Below are 21,434 nucleotides of genomic sequence, written 5' to 3' on the forward strand. Positions count from 1 at the left end.
GGCACGCAATCGAATGCGTGCCTGTCTTTAACTGTTTGCACTTAACTAGCTGTACCTAATCGCCTAGATAGATATGGCTGGGCTTACATAGGCCAGGTCATTTCGCCCATGTAAACTTTGGCGCTGATCTCAAGCCCTGCATCAGCTGGCATTTGTGGGTATAGTGCCAGCATCTTTTGGATTAATTCGGCTGAATCTTTCGAGGCTTTTGCAGCGATTTCAAAGGCTTTTACATATTCACGGGTAAAACCGATGGCGTGGGTATTAAATCGCGCTTCGCCTAAATAGTGCCCTGGGATCACTGTGGTCGGCAGCAGTTTTTCCATTGCATCTAAATGGGTTAACCATTCCTGACGCTCAGAGGCAGTTTGAGTGTCAGCCATCCAAACATGCGTGTTATCAAATACTTCCACGCCACCTGTAATGGTTTTTGCCGATGGCACCCACAGGAAAGTGTGTTTAGGGTGTTTATCATTAAAACCTTTGATAATCACTTGCTCACCGTCGATGGTGAAAGTGTCGCTGTGTATCGCCTTAGGTAACACTAATTCGCTTGGCGCATTATCTTTTAAAATCGGCCCCCAGTAGGCGAGTTTGCCTTCCATTGAGGCTTTAATAGCATCGACAGTGCTTTGAGTCGCGACGATTTGTGCATCGGGGAAATTCTTTTTAATCACGGCTAAGCCGAAATAGAAATCCGGATCGCTATGGCTGATATACACCTGAGTCAGCTTTTTACCGCTGGCTTTGATAGTGTCGACCAATGTTTGGGCATCGTTATTTTGAAATTGCGCATCGACTAGCATCATTTCACGCTCGCCGCTGATAAAGCTTGATGACACGGCAAAGATACTGTTTTCGCCCGGATTAAAATGGCTCACTTGCAATGGCGCAGCATTGACCGCGCTAAGTCCCGCCAGCAACAAGGTGGCGGCTAGGCTGATTTTAGACGAGGCCTTCAATGTAGCGTTAACTGTGTTACGTATTGCATAGGTCGATGTGTTCATTTGGGGCTCACTTATAGTCACAGGATGAAAGAGTAAAAGGTTCGATTTAGCATTCATTGATTTGCAGCTGCTGCAAAAAGTGAGTTAAGTATAGGTTGCAAAAATCAATAGATAAATGCGAGTATCTGCCCATGTTTGTTGCATTAATCGGACGAATGGCTGCCTGTACTATTGCACTCTCAGTTATTAGTTATTAGCTATTAGTTATGTGGGTACGCGAGTATGTCATTGAGCCTTCGAATGATTGAAAGTGAGTGATTGAAAGTGAGTGATTGAATGTGAGTGGAGATAAATCATGGATAGACTCGAAGCGGCTAAGGTGTTTGTGACTATTGTTGAGCGCGGCAGCATGATCAGCGCCGCCAATACCTTAGATATGTCGCGTTCTATGGTGACCCGTTATTTGAGCGAAATGGAAGAATGGTCTGGTGCTAGGTTGTTGCATCGCTCGACGCGTAGCCTCAGCTTAACGCCAGCGGGTGAGCAAGTGCTGGATTACTGCCATCGACTGCTCGAATTGGCTAATGAAGTGCCGGCGGTAAGCCATGCCGCTGTGGCGATTCCGCGGGGATTACTACGTATTAGTTGCTCCCAGTTTTTGGCGCATCAGATTTTAGCGCCCGTGGTACAGCAATATTTAGCCGGTTATCCGCAGGCGAGCGTGAATTTCCACGTGAGCAGCCAAACCGTCGATTTAGTCGCCGAGCGTATTGATCTGGCTATTCGCATCACCAATGAACTCGATCCCAATCTTATCGCTAGACGCTTAGGGGAGTGTGAGTCTGTGGTGTGCGCCGCACCGAGTTATCTTGCCGCGCGCGCCGCCGTGCTGCATCCCGAGGATTTAACTCAGCATAACTGTTTAACCTATTCTTATTTTGGCGATGTGATGTGGCGCTTTTATAAAACCGATGTAGGGGCGAAACAGGCTCAGGCGCTTAACTCCGATCCTAAGTCAAACCAAGGTCAGGTATTTAACGTGCCGGTGAATGGGAATTTCAGCGCCAATGATTCCATGGTGGTGCTTAATTCCACGCTGGCTGGTGAGGGAATTGCTATGCAGCCGGTTTGGGCGGCGAAACCCTATTTAGACTCGGGTCAGCTAGTGCCTTTATTAACTGAGTTTAAGCCTCAGTCCCTCGGTGTGTATGGCGTGTATCAATCCCGCAAACACATGCAGCCTGCACTTAGGGTGATGATGGACATGCTGGTGGCCTACTTTGCCAGCTTGAATTGAAATAGTGTTAGTTTGAAATAGTGCCAGTTTAAAATAGTGTTAGCTTGAAATAGTGCCAAAGCTTGCGGCACTTATAGCGTAACGGGATGCCATAAAAAAGGAGCTTAACCCTTTCGAGTTAAACTCCTCAGATACATGCTTGACTAGATTCTAGATTCTAGATTCTAGATTCTAGATCTACTTAATCATCCGCTTGTATTTCAAGCGGTGTGGCTCAACCACATCGGCGCCATAGGTGTTCTTCAACCATGCCGAGTATTCTGTGTAGTTACCTTCGTAGAAGTTCACTTGACCTTCGTCGCGATAATCCAGAATGTGGGTCGCGATACGGTCGAGGAACCAACGGTCATGCGAAATCACCATAGCGCAACCTGGGAATTCCAGAATCGCTTCTTCCAGTGCGCGCAGGGTTTCAACGTCTAAGTCGTTGGTGGGTTCGTCGAGGAGTAATACGTTACCGCCCGCTTGCAGCAGTTTGGCTAAATGCACGCGGTTACGTTCACCACCAGATAAAGTACCGATGACTTTTTGCTGATCGCCACCACGGAAGTTGAAGCGGCCTACATAGGCGCGGCTCGGAATTTCCATGTTGTTGATACGCATGATGTCTTGACCACCGGAGATTTCTTCCCAAATGGTGTTCTTATCATTCATCGAATCGCGGAACTGCTCAACCGAGGCCAGTTGCACAGTATCACCCAGCTCAATGCTGCCGCTGTCTGGCTTTTCTGCGCCGGATAACATGCGGAACAGCGTCGATTTACCCGCGCCGTTGGCGCCGATAATGCCGACGATCGCGCCCTTAGGCACAGAGAACGACAGGTTGTCGATCAAAACGCGGTCACCGTAAGATTTGGTCAGGTTATTCACTTCAATAACCTTGTCACCTAAACGTGGTCCGGGCGGAATAAACAGCTCGTTAGTTTCGTTACGTTTTTGGTAATCGTTAGTGTTCAGTTCTTCAAAGCGCGCCATACGGGCCTTGCCCTTTGACTGGCGGCCTTTCGCGCCTTGACGTACCCATTCCAATTCCTTGGCAATGGTCTTTTGGCGAGCGCTTTCGGTGGCTGATTCTTGCTTCAGACGGGCATCTTTCTGCTCAAGCCATGAAGAATAGTTACCTTCCCACGGAATACCTTCACCGCGGTCGAGTTCTAAAATCCAGCCAGCAGCATTGTCGAGGAAGTAACGGTCATGGGTAATCGCGACCACAGTACCAGCATATTCCTGCAGGAAGTGCTCAAGCCACGCCACAGATTCAGCATCCAAGTGGTTGGTCGGTTCGTCCAGTAACAGCATTTCTGGTTTTTCAAGCAGCAAGCGACAAATCGCCACGCGGCGACGTTCACCACCGGATAATACTTCGATTTTCTCATCCCAATCTGGCAGACGCAGGGCGTTGGCGGCGCGCTCAAGGACGTACTCTAAGTTATGGGCATCTTGGGCTTGGATAATGGCTTCGAGTTCGCCTTGCTCTTTTGCAAGGGCGTCGAAATCGGCATCCGGCTCGGCGTAGGCGGCATAAACGGCATCGAGGCGAGTCAGGGCATTTTTTGCCTCTGCTACCGCTTCTTCAATCGCTTCACGCACGGTTTGATTCGGATCGAGTTTAGGTTCCTGCGGCAGGTAACCGATTTTCAATCCCGGCATTGGGCGCGCTTCACCTTCAATTTCGGTGTCGATACCCGCCATAATGCGCAGTAGTGTCGACTTACCTGAACCGTTGAGGCCGAGTACGCCAATTTTGGCGCCGGGGAAAAAGCTTAAAGAAATATCTTTAAGGATCTGCTTCTTAGGCGGAACAATTTTACCCACCCGCAGCATGCTGTAAACAAACTGAGCCATTTTTCTCTATCTTAAGTGACTAATGATGCGGCTAATTCTACTCGATTGCGCGCCGAACTCAACTCGACAATGAGCCAAGTTCAAGCACTATCTGCAGGAATTTCATGTTTCAAATACTGGGATTGTGACCGCGTTCCGAGTAGAATACCGCGCAACCCTACCTATAAGAATTGGCAGCTGGAGTAAGCAATGCTGAAAAAAGATATGAATATCGCAGATTATGATCCGGAACTGTTTAACGCAATTCAGAATGAAACTCTGCGTCAAGAAGAGCATATTGAGCTGATTGCTTCTGAAAACTACACCAGTCCACGCGTGATGGAAGCGCAAGGTTCACAGTTAACCAATAAGTACGCTGAAGGCTATCCAGGCAAGCGTTACTACGGTGGTTGTGAGTATGTGGACGTAGTTGAAACCTTAGCGATTGAACGTGCTAAACAACTGTTTGGCGCAACTTACGCTAACGTACAACCTCATTCAGGTTCACAGGCAAACAGCGCTGTTTACATGGCATTGTTAAAACCTGGCGATACCGTACTGGGCATGAACTTAGCTCATGGTGGTCACTTGACCCACGGTTCACCGGTTAACTTCTCTGGCAAACTGTACAACATCATTCCTTACGGTATCGACGAGTCTGGCAAAATTGACTACGACGAGATGGAACGTATTGCCTTAGAACACAAGCCTAAGATGATGATCGGCGGTTTTTCTGCCTATTCAGGTATCGTTGACTGGGCAAAAATGCGTGAAATCGCAGACAAAATAGGTGCTTATTTATTTGTCGATATGGCACACGTTGCCGGTCTTATTGCTGCGGGCGTTTATCCAAACCCAGTACCACACGCGCACGTTGTGACATCTACGACCCACAAAACCTTAGCGGGTCCCCGTGGTGGCGTGATCCTATCTGCTGCTGACGATGAAGACTTGTATAAGAAGTTGAACTCTGCTGTATTCCCTGGTGGTCAAGGTGGTCCATTGATGCACGTTATCGCCGGTAAAGCGGTGGCGTTCAAAGAAGCCCTAGAGCCAGAATTTAAAGTTTACCAACAGCAAGTGGTTAACAACGCTAAAGCTATGGTTGAAGTGTTCCTTGAGCGCGGTTACAAAATCGTCTCTGGCGGAACCAGCAATCACTTGATGCTAGTTGATCTGATTGGTCGTGACTTAACGGGTAAAGAAGCCGATGCCGCCTTAGGTAGCGCTAACATTACTGTGAACAAAAACTCAGTGCCAAACGACCCACGTTCACCCTTTGTGACCTCAGGTGTGCGTATCGGTACGCCAGCGATTACGCGCCGCGGCTTTAAAGAAGCGGAATCGAAAGAGCTGACTGGCTGGATTTGTGACATCCTTGATGATGCAAGTAATCCTGCAGTGATTGAGCGTGTTAAGGGCCAAGTACTGGCACTGTGTGCACGTTTCCCTGTTTACGGCTAATTTGCCTATGCATCTACGCTTAGTAGATGAAGGGCCGAGATTGACCGCCGACTGACTTGATACTTATAACATCAGGCACTTAGCATCAGGTACTTAACATCAAGTAGTTAACATTAGGTTGTTAAGCTCAGGTAGTTAACCTCAGCCCATAAATAGGATAAAATCCCATGGCCGCATTTAGCGGCCATTTTTATTGGTAAAATCTTAGGCTTAAATCTATTGTGTTTGGCTGAGATTTTAACAGGTAAAGCCATTAACGCTTTACTCGCATTCACTGGCAGGAGGCTCAATGCATTGTCCATTTTGCAGCGCGACAGATACTAAAGTCATCGATTCCCGATTAGTGGCAGAAGGCCACCAAGTGCGCCGTCGCCGAGAATGCACCGAATGTCATGAAAGATTTACCACCTTCGAAGGCGCCGAATTAGTCATGCCTAGGGTGATTAAGCGCGATGGTTCACGCCAACCCTTCGATGAAGAAAAACTCCAAGGTGGCATGTTGCGCGCCGTTGAAAAACGCCCCGTGTCTATGGATGAAATCGAGCAAGCACTCAGCAAAATCAAGTCTACCCTGCGCGCCACTGGCGAGCGGGAAGTGCCGTCAGAAATGGTGGGTAACTTAATGATGGAGCAATTGATGAGCCTAGATAAAGTCGCCTACATACGTTTCGCTTCTGTGTACCGCGCCTTTGAAGACGTGTCTGAATTTGGCGAAGCCATCGCCAAGCTGCAAAAGTAGTTATTCGATTTTTGTGGCTAGTCTATCGGTGTTTGGTTGCGCTAGCTTTAAAAGAGGCTTTTGATTAATAGCTTCTGCAAGACAGGTTTTAAAAACAGATTTGCAAGACTGGTGAAAGCCGAAACCTTTAACAACAGGGTTGAACATGAGCTTGAACATAAGTTGGTCCGTACTCGATACCCAAATGATGAGCCGCGCGATTCAATTGGCGCGCAAAGGCTTTTACACCACTAGACCCAATCCCAGTGTGGGCTGCGTTATCGTTAAAGATAACCAAATCATTGGTGAAGGTTATCATCAAAAAGCGGGTGAGCCCCACGCCGAAGTGCATGCGCTACGTATGGCTGGCGAACGCGCCCGCGGCGCAACGGCCTATGTCACTTTAGAGCCCTGCAGCCATTATGGCCGCACGCCGCCCTGCGCCTTGGCGCTGATCAATATTGGCGTTAAACGTGTGGTGGTCGCGGTGGAAGATCCTAATCCGCAAGTAGGTGGTCGTGGCATTCAAATGCTGCGTGACGCCGGTATTGAAGTGGATGTGGGATTACATCGCGATGAAGCCTATGCCTTGAATGTAGGCTTTATGAAGCGGATGGAATCGGGTTTACCCAGAGTTACAGTAAAATTGGCTGCGAGTCTCGATGGTAAAACCGCGCTGTCTAACGGTGTGTCTAAATGGATAACTGGTCCAGAATCTCGTCGCGACGTGCAGCGATTACGTTTACGTTCTTGTGCACTGGTCACGGGGATCGAAACCATACTGGCAGACGCTCCTTTACTTAATGTGCGTTATCAGGAACTTGGCAGCTTAAAAGACAGTGTAACCGAGGCGCAATTACTGCAGCCATTAAGAGTGATACTCGACAGCCGTGCCCGTTTGCCGTTATCGGCCGCCTGCTTGGCTATCGTATCGCCCATACTCTTGGTCTCGACCGTGGCTTATCCCACAGAGTTTCAAGCACAATTGCCCTCCCATGTGAGTTGCCTCGTGTTACCTGCAATTGCAGGTCGCGTCTCATTGCCTGAACTATTAAGCTATTTAGGCCAAAGCTGTAATCACGTGCTGGTGGAAGCGGGTGCAACCTTAGCGGGCGCATTTTTAGCGCAGGGGCTGGCCGATGAGTTAGTGCTATACCAAGCGATGAAAATCCTCGGTGGGCATGGGCGTAATTTGCTGCAATTGCCCGATTATCAAACCATGGCACACATTCCTGCACTCACTTTGGTCGATGAGCGCAAATTAGGGCCAGATACCCGTTTAACTTTGAGTGTTATGCTTGATACCTCTTTATCTAAATCGAATTGGAGCAAGATAACCGTTTAACCTTGAGTCTTATGCCTTATTACTTCTTTATTTAATTAAGTGAGTTAACCATGTTTACTGGGATTATTGAAGCCGTTGGCACCCTGCGCAAACTGGAGCGTAAAGGCGATGATATTCGTCTTACCGTGGCGAGCGGCAAACTGGATTTAAACGATGTGCGTTTAGGCGACAGTATTGCTACCAACGGTGTGTGCTTAACGGTTGTGCAGCAATTAGCAGACGGTTATGTGGCTGATGTCTCTGCTGAAACCGTGAGTCTAACCGGGTTTGCCAACTATAAAGTGGGCACTAAGGTGAATCTTGAAAAGGCCGTTACCCCAACCACACGCTTAGGCGGCCATATGGTCAGCGGCCATGTAGACGGTATTGCTGTGGTTGAACAACGCCTAGTGCGTGGTCAAGCTATCGAGTTTTGGTTAGCCGCCCCCGCAGAGCTTGGGCGTTATATTGCCCATAAAGGTTCCATCACCATTGATGGCGTGAGTCTGACGGTTAACGAAGTGGACGGCAGTCGATTCCGCTTGACCATAGTGCCGCATACCGCAGGTGAAACCACGTTAATCGACCTGCAAGCGGGCGATAAGGTGAATATCGAAGTGGATTTAATCGCCCGTTATCTTGAACGTTTGATGAATTATGATGGCAAAGACAGCAAGAGCGGTGGCGTCACCATGGAAATGTTAGCCCGTGCCGGCTTTGTGCGTTAGTGCACAGGAGCAGATTATTTAACTTAAGCTTATCGGCAGCTTAGGTTATTTAGGTATAGAATTTCATAATAACAGCAAAATCATAAGGTCCTACAATGGCGCTGCACAGTATAGAAGAGATCATCGAAGATATTCGTCAAGGCAAAATGGTTATTTTGATGGATGACGAAGACAGAGAAAACGAAGGTGATTTGATCATGGCGGCCGAAATGGTCACGCCAGAAGCGATTAACTTTATGGCGAAATATGGCCGTGGGCTCATTTGCCAGACCATGACTAAAGCCCGTTGCCAGCAGTTAAATCTACCCTTAATGGTGACGAATAATAACGCCCAGTTCTCGACTAACTTTACGGTTTCTATTGAAGCGGCAGAAGGTGTGACTACCGGTATTTCGGCCCACGATCGCGCTGTAACGGTGAAAGCGGCTGTGGCTAAAGAGGCTAAAGCGTCTGATTTAGTGCAACCAGGGCACATCTTCCCGCTAATGGCACAGGACGGCGGCGTATTAACCCGCGCAGGCCACACTGAAGCTGGCTGTGATTTAGCCCGTCTTGCGGGACTTGAGCCATCGGGCGTTATCGTTGAGATTTTGAACGAAGACGGCACTATGGCCCGTCGCCCAGATTTAGAGATTTTCTCCGAGTTGCATGGCATCAAAATCGGCACTATTGCGGCTTTAATCGAGTATCGCAACACCAAAGAAACCACGGTTGTGCGTGAAGCTAAATGCAAACTACCGACCCGTTTCGGCGAGTTCGACATGGTGACCTTCAGAGACACTATCGACAATCAACTGCACTTTGCCTTAGTCAAAGGTGAGGTGAAAGAAGATTGTTTGGTGCGCGTGCATTTGCAAAATACCTTCAACGATTTACTCCACTCAGAGCGCGATCAGCAACGCAGCTGGCCACTCGAAAAGGCAATGGAGCGTATTTCTGCAGAAGGTGGTGTATTGGTTTTACTCGGGAATCAAGAACATCCCTGTGAAATCCTCTCTAAGGTGAAAGCCTTTGAAGCCGAAGATCAAGGCCAAGCGCCTGCTTCTGCAAAATGGCAGGGGACATCGCGCCGAGTGGGTGTGGGTTCGCAAATCCTCGCTAGCCTTGGCGTGACTAAGATGCGCCTGCTCAGCTCGCCTAAACGCTACCATTCACTTTCAGGCTTTGGCCTTGAAGTGACTGAGTATGTGGCGGACTGAAACCCAAAGTTACACTGAAGTAAAATTAACAATTTCTGATAATTTGCATAGGGCTCTGGGCAATTGGCTGTGATATCATGTCGCCACTTTTCGCCCCGAGCTGGGTGCTTTAGCTAAATTAGGTAAGATAATGAACGTAGTTCAAGGTAATATCGAAGCGAAAAATGCCAAAGTTGCGATTGTAATTTCGCGTTTCAACAGCTTTTTAGTTGAGAGCTTGCTTGAAGGTGCACTTGACACGCTGAAACGTTTTGGCCAAGTCAGCGACGACAATATCACTGTTGTCCGTGTACCAGGTGCGGTTGAGTTGCCGCTAGCTGCGCGTCGCGTAGCTGCCAGTGGTAAATTCGACGGTATTATCGCATTAGGTGCGGTGATCCGTGGTGGTACTCCTCATTTTGATTTTGTTGCAGGCGAATGTAATAAAGGTCTAGCTCAAGTTGCTTTAGAATTTGATCTGCCTGTTGCTTTCGGTGTTTTGACCACTGATACCATTGAACAAGCGATTGAACGTTCAGGTACCAAAGCGGGTAACAAAGGCGGCGAAGCTGCTTTAAGCCTGCTTGAAATGGTCAATGTTCTGCAAGAACTTGAACAACAGTTGTTATAGTAGGAAAAATAATGAAGCCTTCTGAGCGCCGCAAGGCCCGCCGTTTAGCCGTTCAAGCCATCTATTCATGGCAACTAAGCGGGAATAATATTGCCGATGTCGAGCATGAGTTTTTAACTGAACAAAGTCTCGACGGTGTTGATGTAGCTTATTTTCGTGAGCTATTTTCAGGCGTTGCAACGAAGAAAACCCAATTGGATGAGCTGATCATCCCGCATCTGGAACGCCCGATTGATGAAGTGTCTCCAGTAGAGAAAGCCATAGTTCGTTTAGCGACCTATGAGCTGACTTTCCGTAAAGATGTGCCATACAAGGTCGCGATTAACGAAGCGATTGAGTTGGCAAAAGCTTTCGGTGCGGACGAGAGTCATAAGTTTGTGAACGGACTGCTCGACAAACTGGTTGCACGCAAGTAATAAAGACAAACGGTATCTTAGGATACCGTTTTTCATTGCTAACAAAGGTGGCCGATGTAAGTCGTGCCAAACTGTACAGTGAAAGAATTCCAATTAATTGAATGTTATTTTAGCAACCGCGGCCCCACTCGCCGTGATGTGAAGCTTGGCATCGGTGACGATTGCGCTTTAGTGCAACCCGCAGAAAACAAGTCGATCGCTATCTCCTGTGACACCTTAGTTGAAAATGTCCATTTCTTCCCCGACATGCCTCCCGCTGCCTTAGGTTACAAAGCCTTAGCGGTAAATTTATCTGATCTGGCTGCCATGGGTGCTGAACCTGCGTGGATGACGCTTGCCTTGACGTTACCCGCAGTCGATGAAACTTGGCTCAGTGGTTTTAGCGAAGGTTTATTTGAAGCGGCCGATTACTATGGTATCGCCTTAATTGGCGGCGATACGACGCGTGGCCCACGGGCGATTAATATCACAGTGCACGGCCAAGTCCCACAGGGGAAGGCCCTCACGCGTCATGGTGCTAAAGCCGGTGATTGGATTTATGTTACGGGCACGCTCGGAGATTCGGCCTTAGGTCTGGATATCATTCGCGGCGCGCAGCAGGCCAGAGCCGAGCATAAAGAATTCCTGATTAATCGCCATTATCGTCCAACACCAAGAGTCTTAGCGGGCCAAGCTTTGCGTTCGCTTGCCTCCAGTGCAATCGACCTTTCCGACGGGTTTATCTCGGATATCGGTCATGTGCTTAAGGCTTCGGCAGTCGGTGCTGTGGTGGACGTTAATTGCATCCCGCTTTCACGGGCGATGCAAGATACCGTCAGCGAGGAGCATGCCTTAGGTTATGCGCTTACGGGGGGCGAAGATTATGAACTGCTGTTCACCGTTCCTGAGGCGCAAAAAGGTGCGCTTGAGACAGCGTTGAGCCATGCAGGAGCAAAGTTTGTTCGCGTTGGACAAATTTGTGCGGGCAGTAAGCTCAAGTTGCAACTCAATGGCGAACCGTTTACACCGCCTTATCACGGTTTCGAGCACTTTTAAGCGAAGAGCATGTTAATGAAATGGTTGTCAAAGGATCAGGTGCTAACGCGCCTGTCATTAAAAAATCCTGTCCACTTTTTGGCACTCGGATTTGGTAGCGGACTCGCCGCTAAAGCGCCCGGAACCTTTGGTACCTTAGCTGCTATTCCCCTCTATTTATTGATGGCGCCATTACCGCTCACTTGGTATATCGGCTTAACCTTAGTGGGTGTATTCGCAGGATTTTATATCTGTGGTAAAGCGGCGCAAGACATGGGTGTTCACGATCACGGTGCGATTGTGTGGGATGAAGTGGTTGGGCTACTGATCACTATGATAGCGGCACCAGCAGGTTGGGGTTGGTTGTTAGTCGGCTTTGGTCTATTTCGCTTTTTCGACATTATCAAACCTTGGCCTATTCGATGGCTCGATGCCAAAGTTCATGGTGGCTTTGGCATTATGATTGACGATGTCTTAGCGGGCGTGTTTTCGTTTATTTGTCTGCAAGGGCTAGTCTGGTATGTTAGCTAACATTTTCGCTAGTCTGACATGATAGCTAATCTAACTTGTTAGTTAACATGGGCAACAACTAACCCTTACTCTTGATTTTGCATTTTTTTGATTGAAGCTTGATTGAAGGGATTCGCTGCTTATCCCTTTTCTGCTCGATTTTATTATTGCAGCAGTTCCCTTGCGTTCGCTAGGGTATTGCTGGTGATAGTATCACCACCTAACAGTCTTGCAAGCTCTTGGATACGCTGCTCACGATCGAGCGATTTCATTGTGGTCTCAGTACTGCCTGCCTTATTAAATTTATCGACGAACATGTGTTGATGACCATTGCCCGCAACTTGCGGCAAGTGAGTCACGCACAGTACTTGGGTCGATTCCCCTAAGCTGCGTAACATGCGGCCCACCACTGCGGCGGTGGGGCCAGAAATCCCGACATCCACCTCATCGAAAATTAATGTCGGTGTGGCAACTTTTTTCGCGGTAATCACTTGGATCCCTAATCCTATGCGTGAAAGCTCACCGCCAGACGCGACTTTCGAAATCGGTTGTAAAGGTTGGCCAGGGTTAGTGGTGACCATAAATTCGATATTATCACTGCCGTTGGCTGACATTTGCTCTGGGTGGAAATTGACTTCGATAGTAAATTTACCCTTTGGCATATTCAGTTCGTGGATTGACTGAGTCACGAGTTTGTCGAGTTCTTTGGCATATCTAGCCCGGCTTTGGCTGAGTTTTTGTGCGTTGCTAAGGTAAGCGGCTCTGCTAGCATCGACCTGTAGTTGAATTTCTTCAAGTTTACTTTCGTCACTGTCTAAGGTGCTCAGCTCTGCCTTTAATGCCAAATTATGTTCGGCTAGTTTATTTGGGCTGACATGGTGTTTACGCGCCAGTTGCATGGCTTTTGATAGCCGTTCTTCTAAATAGGCAAAGTGGGTTGGATCGAGTTCAAGCTTACTCAAATAGTGCTGTAATTCGCCTGCACTTTCTTGCACTTGGATTAAGGCATCATTGAGCATAGTGTTGATATTGCTTAATGCAGGATCGTAGCTTTGCAGATCTTCGGCGAGGGAAACGACTCGATTAAGCAGCGACTCTATATTGTTCTCTTCGCCTTCAGTGAGTATATCTAAGCTCGCCTGACAGGTATCAATCAACTCAGTGCCATTAGCCAGACGTTTGTGCTCTTGCTCAATCTCATCGAACTCATCAACTTTAAGATCAAACTCATCGAGTTCTTCTACTTGATATTGCACTAATTGCTTACGGGCAATACGTTCATGCTGTGAGGCTTCGAGTTGTTTTAGATCGGCCTCAATTTGCTTGCAGCGTTGAAAGCTAGCGGCAACCGTATCGATAAGCAATCTGTGGTTGGCATAACTGTCGAGCAGGGTGAGTTGATGTTCACTTTTTAACATTGCATGGTGGGCATGTTGGCCGTGAATACCAATAAGTAACTGACCCAGTAATTTTAGCTGCGTCAGCGGCACTGGATTACCATTGATGTAGGCGCGTGATCGGCCATCGCTACCAATAGTCCGACGTAGAATGCACTCATCATCGAGTTCAAGATCGTTATCTTCTAACCAACGTTTTGCCAGTGGAATATCGTCCAAGGAAAAGCGGGCGCTGACTTCGGTTTTATTGGCTCCTGGGCGAACACTGCTGGCATCGGCGCGATTGCCTAGGCACAGGCCTAGCGCATCGATGGCGATCGATTTACCCGCACCGGTTTCACCTGTGATGCTGGTCATACCGGGGCGAAAATCCAGCTCTAAAAAACGGACGATTGCGAAGTTATTAATGCTGAGTTGGCAAAGCATAGTGAATTCCTGTCGAAAAACATACCAAACCACTGTATTGATAAACAGTATATACTGATTTTATATACAGTAAAGTGGCTTGGGTAAATAATCGGCATTATCGGCAGTAAATATTTTTAATTGACTGATTATGCATGGGTTCTTACTAAGCTTTCTAAGATAGGCAAACTAAAAAAAGTAACTAAGGTGCCAAATAGAATGCCCTGAGCACTGGTAGAAGCCTGAGTATTATAGCGCTGGGCGAGCAAGTACACGCTCGCCGCAGTGGGCAGTGCGCTTAAGATCACGCCCATGATCAGGTAGTCGCCGCTCACACCAAAACGGCTAAGCATAAAGTAGACGAGTGCCGGTTGGACAACTAGCTTGAAGAGGTTGATAAGGCTCAGTTCGATAAAATTCTTGGGGCTAAATACGCTGCTATCTTTCTGGTAGCGCATCGCTTTGGCGAGCACCATGCCGATAGCAAATAGGGCGCACGGGCTTGAGGTATTGCCAATTTGCTGGATCATGAGCGCCAGCCCTGAGGGCAGTTTTATCTCTAGCGCCGAAATGCCGACACCAATTAAGCTACCAATAACGATAGGGTTTTTACCGACCGCCATCGCCATTATGACTAAGGCGTGGTGTTGTCTTTGGGTGTTTGTGGCCAATTCCATCGAGACTAAGGCGACGGCAAACATCAGCACGGATAATAAGCTGGCAATCGCAGCGGCGACTAAGGCGCTTTGCTGCTGCGGAAAGAGGATGATGAGTAGTGGAATACCAATAAATGCGGTATTACCAAAGGTGGCATTGAGGGCTCGAATAGCGGCAACCGCATGCTGTTTAGGGTTAGCAAGCAGCGAGAGCCCAAGGCAGACAAGATAAGTGATCACCATAGCCGTGCTGTAGCCCGCAATAAATCCCCATTGCAAAATCTCACCAATCGGCTGCTGCGCGAGGGCGATAAGCATGATCGCGGGGAATGCAATATAGTACACATATTGGTTTAGCACTTGGTCCGTATCGACGGGCAAGAGTTTTAATTTTTGCACTAGTGTGCCGAGCAACATGATCCCGAAGACGGCAAACAGAGGGGTTAAAATGGTCATTTCCCTCACTCATCCTTACGATTAAATTTGAATAAACTCAGCCACCACCGTCATTTCTACTATCGCTATGATTTTAGGTGGGCGCTTGCCTTTTTTATGTCACTTTAGAACCAGAACTAGCGCCAGCGCAGTAAAACTCGCCACAAAATAACATACCATTTCAATCTAAGGCTATTGCGCTATGGTCGTATAAGTGAATAATTCAATGTTTAAAACACAATCACTTAGTGAATTTAGCGTTTTAACGTCAATACCCAATATGTGAAATTAGGATATGCAATGAGTGATGATTTAGGCGCTGAACTACAACTTGTCTATCTTTTTGTGCATTTAGTCAATGCGGGCAGTTTTTCGCAGGCGGCGAAGGAGCTCGATATGCCCATCGCCACTGTGAGCCGCAAGTTAGCGAAGTTGGAAGAGAAGCTCGATAAACAGCTCTTTATGCGCAGTACCCGCAAGTTACGATTGACGGAGGAAGGGCTGGCGCTCTTTCAACGCTACCAGAGTGTGGTTGCTCAATTTGATGAACTAAGTGGTTTAGGCAGTGATAAACCCGAGGGAACCCTGCGCATCGCCGCACCGATTTCGATTATTTCCATTGTGTTTATTCAGGCATTGAATGAGTTTGGCCGTTTGTATCCAGATATCCGTTTGCACATTTCCCAGAGCAATGAGTTAGTGGATTTGATCGACAAAGGTATAGATGTGGCGATTGTTGGCGGGGCTCAGCCTGATTCTTCTTGGGTGTCGAGTACCTTAGGCGAGCTCGACTATTGCCTGTTTGCCACACCAGAATATTTGGCTCAGGCACCTAAACTTGAGCATCCCGATGATCTTGAAGCCCATCAACTGATAAAAGTCTGGCCGCTGTTTAATTGGCATTTAAAGCATCCAAGCGGCGAGTCTTTTTATTTTAATGGCCCGACTAAGCTCACCCTCACGGATTTACACGGAGCGATTCAGGCGACCTTAGGCCATGGCGGGATCTTGTATGGTCCTGAACTATTTGTAAAACAGCAGATTAAAGAGGGAAAACTTAAAGTATTACTGCCTGAATGGATTGGCGAACAGAGGCGAATTTCGATTTTATATCATCAGCGCAGCCAGCAGCCGCTAAAGGTAAGAGTCTTTATTGAGTTTATGCAGTCAAAGGCGCCAGAGTTATTCTCTATGCGTTGATTTAACCGAGTTATTCTTTAATAAGGGAACTGATTTTTAGCGTCTTTTAGGTTTTACGGTGTTTTTGCTCATGGTGTTTTGCGTTTGTTTTGCGTCTTGCAGGCTGGAGCGTGTCGCGGGCAGTATGCCGAGTTCTAAGAAGTATCCCACTAAACGCCGTAGTTCAAATAAAGAACCGATACGCTGTTGATCTTTGATGGTCAGTTTCCAACTGTCGGTGCGTCCTTCGCTATTGGTTAAGATAAATCCTTGATAAACAATCTTTCTCATTGGAATAACTCAATCTTTATTGATGCTATTTATAGCAACTGGATATCTTTGACGGGATTCGTTGGTGAGGGTGTAAAACGATGATCCCTTTCTTATTCTGCATGGATAATAGGTGCTTGAGTAACCCCAAGCACCTCATCAGTTAAGCTACGCTGATACCGATATTTGATACGCCAGCTTCGATAATGTCTTTGCGTAAACCTTTGACCAGTTCTGCGGTGATCTTCGGATTTTCTTCAATAATTTCCAGCAGAGAATTTTGTAATTCTTTCTCTTCTTCCATAACTTCATGGGCGAAAACGAAATCATCTAATGCTTCATCCACTAAATCGACATCGCTGATCGCTTCGATGTAGTTAGCCACTGTGCTGGATGACAATTTGCTGATATTGACTATGTCTTCTTCAATTTTGCCTTGAATCGCACCTAGTAAGGTCGATATGGCGACCACTGCATCCATAGCAGGATAGACGCCATAGGCTTCAAAATCAGCAGGATCTGGGGTGTTATCTTCCAAGCGTTGCAGATGCACATCGACATTGAATTTGAGCTTGGAGTCGTACTGGGATTGCCACAATAGTTCTAATGCGGTACTCAACACAGTAGGATCGCCAAACTCACAGACTTCGGAAAACAGTTGATAGTTGGGCAACATACGTTGGCAAAGTGCAGTGGCAAAGAGTTGTTTTTGTGGCAGTGTTAACGCCTTGAGACGTTTAAAGAAGCCCGTTTTTTTGGTCATCTGTTATTTCCGCTGATAGCTGTGATATCACTTGATTTGCCGCAGATTCTACCTTAGTTAACTCATCAAGTAACTCTAGTATTTCGGGTTCGAGATCTTCAACCGATGTTTCACGTTTTAGTGCCGATTCAATTTCTTGGCATAACCTTTGTGTGGTGGGCACGCCGCAGTAGCAGCTCGCACCATGCAGCTTATGGATAGTACTGAGCATGACTGGGTGATCGTTTTGACTTAGCGCCGTTTGAATCGTCGCCACGGTTTGCGGTAATGAGTCGAGCAACATTCTGAGCATATCTAAGGCGAGATCGGCCTTGTGATTGGCTTGGGTTAAGCATAAATCCCAGTTCAGCGTATGCAGGTCAAAATGGGTGAACTTAGGTCGAGTGATCCAGCGATGAATAATATCTTTGAGCGCCGCTTCATCAATAGGTTTAGGCAAATATCCGTCCATACCACTGCCTAAAATCAGTTCGCGTTCTTCGGCAATGGCATGGGCTGTCACGGCAATTATCGGCGTGTTGCGGTTCATCGAGCCTTGGCGAATTTGCTTCGTGGCGCTAATGCCATCTGTGCCAGGCATTTGGATATCCATAAAGATCAAGTCGAAGGTGCGAGTCTTCGCCTGTTTAACTGCCTCATCACCGCTGTTGACGGCAACCACAGTCGTCACTAATTCGCTGAGTAAAGTATCAATCAGTTTTAAGTTGGCAAAGTTATCATCTACCGCTAGCACGGTTAAGGATTGGCGAGCTACCGGTGTGGATATTGTCGCAGGGGCTATGATGTCGTACTCCATCGGTGGATAGAGTAAGTTGCGCGCAAGCTGATGCTCACTAACTGGCAGAGACAACACCACATCGGCATTCGGGCGAATAAATTGGGTTAAGGCATCTTGTTCTTGGCAATCGTATAGCACTATAAGGCAATCTGTTTTGGTCTTCGCTAAGTTTAGTGTACTTACCAGTTGTGCTGAATCGCTAAACCCATGGCAACTCAGGAGAACATAGTCGTATGGCGCTTCAGCCGTGGTGAGCGTAGTCAACAAGCTTGGTATATGCTGATGATGGGTGACTTTTGTATCCCATTGATTCAATTGGCGGCTTAATACTGCGTGGGTGAGTACTCGTGGTTCGTAAAACAGTATAGTTTTGTCTTTGAGTTTTTCGAGCGGCAGTGAGTCACCGATTTGGAATTGACCTAAGCCGAGCGGCAAACTGAACCAGAAGTTTGAGCCTTTTTCTGGGGATGAAGTAAAGCCGATTTGGCCGCCCATTTGATTCACTAAACGTTTAGTGATCACTAAACCTAAGCCGGTGCCACCAAAGCGGCGCGAAATCGACGAGTCTGCTTGGCCAAAGGCTTGGAATAAAAAGTCCTGCTGGCTTTCATCGATGCCGATACCTGTGTCGACCACATCACAGCGTAGTACCACTTGTTCGTCCGACTGGCTCTGCAGTTCGATTTTGACCATCACGCTGCCAGAGTCAGTGAATTTAATCGCGTTACCAACCAAGTTATTGATGATTTGGCATACGCGCATGGCATCGCCATTGACATTGTCGGGCACGTTGGGGGCGATATCGACGACGAGTTCTAGGCCTTTGGCCTGAGCGCTGCCGGAGATCAAGGTAATCGTATCGCTTATGGTTTCCCTAAGGCCGAAGGGCATGTTTTCTAACACCATTTTACCGGCTTCGAGTTTAGAAAAGTCGAGAATGTCGTTGATGATACCCAGCAGGTTAGTGGCGCTGCGTTCTATGGTCTTGATGTAATCGACTTGGCTCGAATGCAATGGTGTTTTGACTAATTGCCGCGCAAAACCGATAACACCATTGAGCGGCGTACGTAACTCGTGGGACATATTCGCTAAGAATTCAGATTTAATTCGGCTGGCTTCTAAGGCACGTTTTTTCGCTAAATCTAACTCGACGTTTTGGATTTCAATCTGCTCTAAGGTTTCCCGCAGATCCGAAGTCGCTTGGTCGATATTTTGCTGCATCTCATCATGGTATTCCGATAGCGACCCCGCCATGGCATTGATGCCGCGTTTGAGTAAGTCGAGCTCACCAATCAAGTTGCCATCTAAGCGGGCGTCCAATTTACCTTCACGGATTTTAGCGACGACGCGCACCATTTCAGTAATGGGCTGAGTGACGTTTTTCACCAGCCGGAAAGTGAACAGCAGGTTCAACTGCACCCCGATCAACACGATTATAAAGGCGGCGACGGCGGCTCTATGCTGCTCGAGTAGGGCACGTTCTTTATTGATGATGATGGAGATATAACCTAAGAGCTGACCATCGTCGGTTTGGATATCGTAATTGGCGGGAGCGGCGCTGGGGCCGGTGGAGAAAATCGGTGTCCGTAAAATCAGGCTGTCGCCCACATGCTCTATTTCGGTTTTATGCAGTGTGCTGAGGGCTTCTTTATAACGCATAATTTCAAAATCTTTGTGGTAGTGCGAGGTCACAAAGAGTTGATTATTGGCATCGAAAATCGCGATGGATTTCACTAGAGTAGATTTGTTGAGCTGCGCCGCGGCGAGTAAGCGTTTGGTCGCCTCGCGATCATTGGCCACTAAACCGATTTCACTGGCAATCGACAGCGGCTCGATAATATTGCTGCCCTGTTCGACGAGCGTATCTTCGAGCTCATAAAAACGGTTTATGGTAAAGTAGCTGCCCAGAAGGATACCGACCAAGATTGTTGGCGCGAGCGCCAGTACAAGAACCCAAGAACGTAGGCTGTATTTGGTCATGTTGTTGACTGGGTTCATAGCAGCGGCGGTGTTTCCTGTGAAAGAGACTAAGATAATTTTATAAGACTGCCAGAAAGAGGGCGGTCTTTGCCAGTATTTTATTGATTTAGAGGCCGAAATGGCGCAATTTTTTAAAGCAAAACCAAATAGTTCCAAACAGTTGTCGGCTAAGTTATCGCTGAGTGTCAATCAGCTCGATCACTTAGGGGCAGGTATAGCACAACATCAAGGTAAAGTCGTGTTTATCCCAGGCGCTTTGCCCGATGAAACCGTGACGGTACAGCTCACCGAGCAAAAGAAAAATTACGCCCGCGCCAAGTTAATTAAAGTCGATTCATCAAGTTCTGAGCGCGTCGAGCCTGAGTGTCCACATTATCACACCTGCGGCGGCTGCGACTTACAGCATATGTCATTAGCGGGCCAGCGTGAGCATAAAGAAGCGGCGCTGCTGGATATTATGGCTAAGTTTGCCGGCGCCGAAGGCGGCGCTTTATCGCCCGCATTAACGGGTGAAGGGTGGCATTATCGTCGCCGCGCCCGTCTTGCGACCTTATTTGATAAAAATACCAAGCACTTAAGTTTAGGCTTTCGCGCCGCCAGTAGCAGTAATGTGGTGCCAATCAGTCAATGTCTGGTGTTAGCTAAGCCGTTATCGGACTTGATCGTCCCCTTTGCTAAGTTGTTGAACCAATTGTCGGCTAAAGCGAGCTTAGGCCATCTGGAGTTAATTGCAGCCGATAATGGTCATTTCGCCGTGCTGCGTATCACTAAGGCGCTCAACGATAAAGATCTGGCTAAGTTGTCAGCCTTTGCTGAGCTGCATCAGATCCATATTTGTCTGCAGGACAACGAAGGGCAATTCCAAGGCGTCGGCGCTGAGTTAGTGTTACCTGTTTATCAGCTGTTAGATGAAAATGCGCAGTCGGAAGCGGTGAGCTTAAGTTTCACCCCAGGTAACTTTGTGCAAGTGAACGGACAGATTAACAAGGCCATGGTCGCTCAAGCGATGGATTGGTTAGCGCCAGCGCCAGATGAGCGCATTTTGGATTTGTTCTGCGGCATGGGTAATTTCAGTTTGCCCTTAGCGAAAATGGGCGCTGATGTGATTGGCGTCGAAGGGGTTGCCGAGATGGTGACTCAGGCGCGGGTGAACGCTAAAGCTAACAATCTGGATAAACTGACCTTTTACCACGGCGATTTAAGTGCGGATTTATCCCTTGAGCCTTGGATGGGCAAGATTGATAAATTACTGCTCGATCCCGCCCGTGCGGGAGCATTTGAAAGCTTGCAATGGCTAAAGAAAATGAAGCCACGCAAAGTCGTGTATGTATCGTGTAATCCTGCCAGCTTGGCCCGCGATAGCGCTGTACTGTTAGAGCGCGGTTACCGATTACAGCAATTGGGACTTATCGACATGTTCCCACAAACACACCATATCGAAGCCATGGCACTGTTTGAATTAACCAAGTAATTTGCGCTGGCAAAGTAAGCAAAGCGTTTGAATAACGTAAAAAATGTGA

At 47.7% G+C, this 21,434-nt stretch carries 19 protein-coding genes; 12 read left to right on the plus strand and 7 right to left on the minus strand.

Annotated elements, in window-relative coordinates:
• Nucleotides 1–83: 83 nt before the first annotated feature.
• Nucleotides 84–1,007, minus strand: coding sequence for an MBL fold metallo-hydrolase (locus tag L5M29_RS07495; RefSeq protein ID WP_263167071.1), 924 nt, complete (start codon nt 1,005–1,007; stop codon nt 84–86).
• Between the two features lie 295 nt (nt 1,008–1,302).
• Between L5M29_RS07495 and L5M29_RS07500 the strand changes: the two genes are divergently transcribed.
• On the plus strand, nt 1,303–2,244 hold the full coding sequence (locus tag L5M29_RS07500) for a LysR family transcriptional regulator (RefSeq protein ID WP_263167073.1): 942 nt from the start codon (nt 1,303–1,305) through the stop codon (nt 2,242–2,244).
• Nucleotides 2,245–2,421: 177 nt separating this feature from the next.
• On the opposite strand, the gene ettA is transcribed toward L5M29_RS07500, so the two are convergent.
• Nucleotides 2,422–4,089, minus strand: a complete 1,668-nt coding sequence (gene ettA / locus L5M29_RS07505) for an energy-dependent translational throttle protein EttA (RefSeq protein ID WP_028761391.1) — start codon at nt 4,087–4,089, stop codon at nt 2,422–2,424.
• Nucleotides 4,090–4,278: 189 nt separating this feature from the next.
• Here ettA and glyA point away from each other — a divergent pair, with 189 nt between their 5' ends.
• From glyA to L5M29_RS07550, 9 genes are all read left to right on the plus strand, one after another.
• Nucleotides 4,279–5,532, plus strand: a complete 1,254-nt coding sequence (gene glyA, locus L5M29_RS07510; RefSeq protein WP_105251747.1) for a serine hydroxymethyltransferase — start codon at nt 4,279–4,281, stop codon at nt 5,530–5,532.
• 289 nt (nt 5,533–5,821) lie between these two features.
• Nucleotides 5,822–6,271: a transcriptional regulator NrdR gene (gene nrdR / locus L5M29_RS07515; RefSeq protein ID WP_006082643.1), complete on the plus strand. Its 450-nt coding sequence runs from the start codon at nt 5,822–5,824 to the stop codon at nt 6,269–6,271.
• 145 nt (nt 6,272–6,416) lie between these two features.
• The gene (ribD, locus tag L5M29_RS07520) at nt 6,417–7,595 is read left to right on the plus strand and encodes a bifunctional diaminohydroxyphosphoribosylaminopyrimidine deaminase/5-amino-6-(5-phosphoribosylamino)uracil reductase RibD (RefSeq protein WP_263167077.1); all 1,179 of its coding nucleotides are present in this window, start codon (nt 6,417–6,419) and stop codon (nt 7,593–7,595) included.
• A 50-nt stretch (nt 7,596–7,645) separates the two neighbouring features.
• Nucleotides 7,646–8,302, plus strand: a complete 657-nt coding sequence (locus L5M29_RS07525) for a riboflavin synthase (RefSeq protein ID WP_263167079.1) — start codon at nt 7,646–7,648, stop codon at nt 8,300–8,302.
• A gap of 95 nt (nt 8,303–8,397) precedes the next feature.
• The gene (gene ribBA, locus L5M29_RS07530; RefSeq protein WP_028761388.1) at nt 8,398–9,501 is read left to right on the plus strand and encodes a bifunctional 3,4-dihydroxy-2-butanone-4-phosphate synthase/GTP cyclohydrolase II; all 1,104 of its coding nucleotides are present in this window, start codon (nt 8,398–8,400) and stop codon (nt 9,499–9,501) included.
• A gap of 130 nt (nt 9,502–9,631) precedes the next feature.
• Nucleotides 9,632–10,111 carry a 6,7-dimethyl-8-ribityllumazine synthase gene (ribE, locus tag L5M29_RS07535; RefSeq protein ID WP_006082639.1) on the plus strand — a complete coding sequence of 160 codons (480 nt, stop codon included), beginning with the start codon at nt 9,632–9,634 and terminating at the stop codon, nt 10,109–10,111.
• An 11-nt stretch (nt 10,112–10,122) separates the two neighbouring features.
• Nucleotides 10,123–10,527: a transcription antitermination factor NusB gene (gene nusB, locus L5M29_RS07540; protein WP_006082638.1), complete on the plus strand. Its 405-nt coding sequence runs from the start codon at nt 10,123–10,125 to the stop codon at nt 10,525–10,527.
• 78 nt (nt 10,528–10,605) lie between these two features.
• Nucleotides 10,606–11,562, plus strand: coding sequence for a thiamine-phosphate kinase (thiL, locus tag L5M29_RS07545; protein WP_263167211.1), 957 nt, complete (start codon nt 10,606–10,608; stop codon nt 11,560–11,562).
• Nucleotides 11,563–11,577: 15 nt separating this feature from the next.
• On the plus strand, nt 11,578–12,072 hold the full coding sequence (locus L5M29_RS07550) for a phosphatidylglycerophosphatase A (protein ID WP_263167081.1): 495 nt from the start codon (nt 11,578–11,580) through the stop codon (nt 12,070–12,072).
• A 143-nt stretch (nt 12,073–12,215) separates the two neighbouring features.
• On the opposite strand, the gene recN is transcribed toward L5M29_RS07550, so the two are convergent.
• Nucleotides 12,216–13,874, minus strand: a complete 1,659-nt coding sequence (gene recN, locus L5M29_RS07555) for a DNA repair protein RecN (RefSeq protein WP_263167082.1) — start codon at nt 13,872–13,874, stop codon at nt 12,216–12,218.
• Nucleotides 13,875–14,002: 128 nt separating this feature from the next.
• On the minus strand, nt 14,003–14,965 hold the full coding sequence (locus L5M29_RS07560; RefSeq protein WP_263167084.1) for an AEC family transporter: 963 nt from the start codon (nt 14,963–14,965) through the stop codon (nt 14,003–14,005).
• A 279-nt stretch (nt 14,966–15,244) separates the two neighbouring features.
• Between L5M29_RS07560 and lldR the strand changes: the two genes are divergently transcribed.
• Nucleotides 15,245–16,144, plus strand: coding sequence for a LysR family transcriptional regulator LldR (lldR, locus tag L5M29_RS07565; RefSeq protein ID WP_105251752.1), 900 nt, complete (start codon nt 15,245–15,247; stop codon nt 16,142–16,144).
• Nucleotides 16,145–16,180: 36 nt separating this feature from the next.
• On the opposite strand, the gene L5M29_RS07570 is transcribed toward lldR, so the two are convergent.
• The 3 genes from L5M29_RS07570 to barA all read right to left on the minus strand — a co-directional run bounded on the left by L5M29_RS07570 (nt 16,181) and on the right by barA (nt 19,932).
• A complete protein-coding gene (locus tag L5M29_RS07570) occupies nt 16,181–16,414 on the minus strand; it encodes a DUF3319 domain-containing protein (RefSeq protein WP_131523583.1) in 234 nt (77 codons plus the stop codon).
• Nucleotides 16,415–16,556: 142 nt separating this feature from the next.
• Nucleotides 16,557–17,156, minus strand: coding sequence for a YjaG family protein (locus tag L5M29_RS07575; RefSeq protein WP_028761381.1), 600 nt, complete (start codon nt 17,154–17,156; stop codon nt 16,557–16,559).
• Nucleotides 17,131–19,932 carry a two-component sensor histidine kinase BarA gene (gene barA, locus L5M29_RS07580; RefSeq protein ID WP_263167085.1) on the minus strand — a complete coding sequence of 934 codons (2,802 nt, stop codon included), beginning with the start codon at nt 19,930–19,932 and terminating at the stop codon, nt 17,131–17,133. Before barA ends, L5M29_RS07575 begins: the two co-directional genes overlap by 26 nt.
• A gap of 100 nt (nt 19,933–20,032) precedes the next feature.
• On the opposite strand from barA, the gene rlmD reads away from it, so the two are divergent.
• Nucleotides 20,033–21,385, plus strand: a complete 1,353-nt coding sequence (rlmD, locus tag L5M29_RS07585) for a 23S rRNA (uracil(1939)-C(5))-methyltransferase RlmD (RefSeq protein WP_263167087.1) — start codon at nt 20,033–20,035, stop codon at nt 21,383–21,385.
• Nucleotides 21,386–21,434: the final 49 nt, after the last annotated feature.

The organism is Shewanella sp. SM95 (assembly GCF_025653595.1).
Lineage (GTDB): Bacteria > Pseudomonadota > Gammaproteobacteria > Enterobacterales > Shewanellaceae > Shewanella > Shewanella oncorhynchi.

What these genes read in the sequence shown, in the direction of transcription:
- L5M29_RS07495 (WP_263167071.1), bottom strand. Translation starts at nt 1,007, where the DNA reads ATGAACACATCGACCTATGCAATACGTAACACAGTTAACGCTACATTG.
- nusB (WP_006082638.1), top strand. Translation starts at nt 10,123, where the DNA reads ATGAAGCCTTCTGAGCGCCGCAAGGCCCGCCGTTTAGCCGTTCAAGCC.
- glyA (WP_105251747.1), top strand. Translation starts at nt 4,279, where the DNA reads ATGCTGAAAAAAGATATGAATATCGCAGATTATGATCCGGAACTGTTT.
- L5M29_RS07500 (WP_263167073.1), top strand. Translation starts at nt 1,303, where the DNA reads ATGGATAGACTCGAAGCGGCTAAGGTGTTTGTGACTATTGTTGAGCGC.
- L5M29_RS07550 (WP_263167081.1), top strand. Translation starts at nt 11,578, where the DNA reads ATGAAATGGTTGTCAAAGGATCAGGTGCTAACGCGCCTGTCATTAAAA.
- ribBA (WP_028761388.1), top strand. Translation starts at nt 8,398, where the DNA reads ATGGCGCTGCACAGTATAGAAGAGATCATCGAAGATATTCGTCAAGGC.
- ribD (WP_263167077.1), top strand. Translation starts at nt 6,417, where the DNA reads ATGAGCTTGAACATAAGTTGGTCCGTACTCGATACCCAAATGATGAGC.
- recN (WP_263167082.1), bottom strand. Translation starts at nt 13,874, where the DNA reads ATGCTTTGCCAACTCAGCATTAATAACTTCGCAATCGTCCGTTTTTTA.
- ettA (WP_028761391.1), bottom strand. Translation starts at nt 4,089, where the DNA reads ATGGCTCAGTTTGTTTACAGCATGCTGCGGGTGGGTAAAATTGTTCCG.
- L5M29_RS07525 (WP_263167079.1), top strand. Translation starts at nt 7,646, where the DNA reads ATGTTTACTGGGATTATTGAAGCCGTTGGCACCCTGCGCAAACTGGAG.
- ribE (WP_006082639.1), top strand. Translation starts at nt 9,632, where the DNA reads ATGAACGTAGTTCAAGGTAATATCGAAGCGAAAAATGCCAAAGTTGCG.
- L5M29_RS07560 (WP_263167084.1), bottom strand. Translation starts at nt 14,965, where the DNA reads ATGACCATTTTAACCCCTCTGTTTGCCGTCTTCGGGATCATGTTGCTC.
- nrdR (WP_006082643.1), top strand. Translation starts at nt 5,822, where the DNA reads ATGCATTGTCCATTTTGCAGCGCGACAGATACTAAAGTCATCGATTCC.
- barA (WP_263167085.1), bottom strand. Translation starts at nt 19,932, where the DNA reads ATGAACCCAGTCAACAACATGACCAAATACAGCCTACGTTCTTGGGTT.
- lldR (WP_105251752.1), top strand. Translation starts at nt 15,245, where the DNA reads ATGAGTGATGATTTAGGCGCTGAACTACAACTTGTCTATCTTTTTGTG.
- L5M29_RS07575 (WP_028761381.1), bottom strand. Translation starts at nt 17,156, where the DNA reads ATGACCAAAAAAACGGGCTTCTTTAAACGTCTCAAGGCGTTAACACTG.
- L5M29_RS07570 (WP_131523583.1), bottom strand. Translation starts at nt 16,414, where the DNA reads ATGAGAAAGATTGTTTATCAAGGATTTATCTTAACCAATAGCGAAGGA.
- rlmD (WP_263167087.1), top strand. Translation starts at nt 20,033, where the DNA reads ATGGCGCAATTTTTTAAAGCAAAACCAAATAGTTCCAAACAGTTGTCG.